The sequence below is a fragment of the Muriicola sp. genome, from assembly GCF_049669965.1.
GTDB lineage: Bacteria > Bacteroidota > Bacteroidia > Flavobacteriales > Flavobacteriaceae > Muriicola.
This window is the reverse complement of record NZ_JBATLB010000288.1, coordinates 1-2033: the sequence shown is the minus strand read 5'-3', so window position 1 is coordinate 2033 and position 2033 is coordinate 1. Positions and strand designations below refer to the sequence as shown.

3 protein-coding genes are annotated in these 2033 nt (G+C 32.9%); all 3 read right to left on the bottom strand.

Going from position 1 to position 2033, the window contains the following annotated elements:
* Nucleotides 1-141 precede the first annotated feature (141 nt).
* Nucleotides 142-498, bottom strand: a complete 357-nt coding sequence (locus WBM49_RS14085; RefSeq protein ID WP_424372683.1) for a helix-turn-helix domain-containing protein — start codon at nucleotides 496-498, stop codon at nucleotides 142-144.
* Between the two features lies 1 nt (nucleotide 499).
* Nucleotides 500-793 (bottom strand): type II toxin-antitoxin system HigB family toxin, encoded by a 294-nt coding sequence (locus WBM49_RS14080; protein ID WP_424372682.1) that lies wholly within the window; start codon nucleotides 791-793, stop codon nucleotides 500-502.
* Nucleotides 794-997: 204 nt separating this feature from the next.
* On the bottom strand, nucleotides 998-1780 hold the full coding sequence (locus tag WBM49_RS14075) for a hypothetical protein (RefSeq protein WP_424372681.1): 783 nt from the start codon (nucleotides 1778-1780) through the stop codon (nucleotides 998-1000).
* Nucleotides 1781-2033: the final 253 nt, after the last annotated feature.

Here is a 2033-nt window from a genome sequence, read left to right as displayed (position 1 = left end):
GTTAGAAATTCGCGCTGGCAAAGCGAGCCCTGGCCGTTCAATCATTGAAGCCAAGTTTTGTTTTATTTAAATGTAGGAAATTTCAAGGAAGTTCTAAAGTAGCGATGAATTATAGGCGTTGTTAGGCACTGGCTTTTTTCATTAATATTCTTGAACCAAAACCTCTGTTGGAATATGCAAAGTCGTATTAAGTTTTCTAATCATGTCTAAGGAAAGTTTTCTTTTTTTACTTAAAATTTCGCTGACCCTACTTTTAAATCCTACGACCTTTGCCAAGTCCTTTTGTTTCATTCCCATTTGTTCCATGCGAAATTTGATGGCTTCGATTGGGTCCGGCATTCCGATCGGGAAATTCTCGTTTTCAAATCGATCAATTAGGATTGACAGGATTTCAAGTTCATCTCCTTTTTCCGTTCCTTTTTTGGCGTCAAAAATCTTCTCAAGTCGGTTGAGAGCATTTTGATAATCTTTTTCGTTTCTAATAGGTGCTATTTTCATCTTAAATTTCGTTTGCGTTTACTTTGTCATATTCTGCATGAGTACCAACGAAGCGAATCCAACAGATTTGGAACTCAAAATTGAATTTCACGATAAGCCGGTACTTATTGCCTTTAATATTGAAAACAATCCGATTGTCCTCCAATATACTAGCGCTCGGATATTCCTTTTTTAATTCGTTTAAGTTTTTGAATTCTGATTTTTCGGTTTCTCTGTACCAAGCCATCAATTGTTGTTCGCAATCGGAGTGCTTTGCCCAAAAATCCTTCAAAGTCCGTTTTGCAATTACTCTCAAATTATGTCTTTTAGGTCAAAGATATAAAAAAAGTTACCATATTGGTAACTTTTGTAGTTTTTTTAAGCTTGTGCCTAACGGTCTGGGCTATGACACGGCGCTTGAGTTCACAAGCCCCAGCAGACCAGATTTGTTTTAACTAAGATAGGAAATAAGCGTAGACCTTAGGTAGCGATGTGTTATAGGCGATGTTGTACACAGTATTTATTTCATTAATTCTATTTGAAATTTTGTCGCATCAAAAGCGGCTTGTAAACCTCTTAGGTCAGACACAGACTTATTTTTTTCAAATAGTTCCGTTAAATATTCTGTTTGCTTAGTCACGTTTTCGTTCTCTTTTTGAAAAATTTGGTATTTCAAAAGAATTAAATGGGCCATAATTTTATCTGACACAATTAAATCACTTTGACTTAGCAATTCGTTTATTATATTTTTTATCTCGGAATCGTTTTCAGTTAGCTCATCGAATAGATACGCATTAGCTAAGTCAGAGGTGTTCATACTTGAGTAATCATTCTGATTGGACATATCTTTTCTGTAGGTCATTTTGTTTCCATTTAGGAAATACCATCTCGTATATGAATCGTTCTCTATTTTAATTTCTTCTTCAAATTCCTTTTTATTTACGCTCCAGTTTGTGAAAGCAATTAAAAGTTCCGTTCCGTCATCTTTCTTTAAAATTGCAAATCGGATTAAGTAATTTCTTTTTCCAGGTTTTTCAATTTCAACGTCTAATTTGTTTTCAACCGAAACATATTTTTTTAGAGCTTTTAGTATTGAGGAAACATCTTCTGGATTTGCCTCTGGAAACAAATTTTCTCTCAAAAATAAGTCGATGTATAAATAATGAGTTAAGTAAAAATCATCAATTTTCAGATAATTCACTTCTGTCAAATGGTCTGTTTTAATACTGATTTTTTTAGATTGAGCGTATCCAAAATTTATGAATGTTGCTATAAATAAAAGCGTAATTATTTTTCTATGCATACTGATAGTATATATTGTTTACAACAATTGAATATAGTGCATTATGCACTATATATCATCTATATATAAATGTAGGAAATCTGATGCTATGTTTAAGATGGAGGGTGCTTCTCAATCTAACTAAAATCAAACAGTGTGCATAAGACATGCATTAAGCAACTTTTATGCCTTGCTTTTCTCCACTGAATTTTTTTAATACAAATATTGCAATACACTGCTATTTAAAATAGCTGTGTATTTACAAATTGAAAAG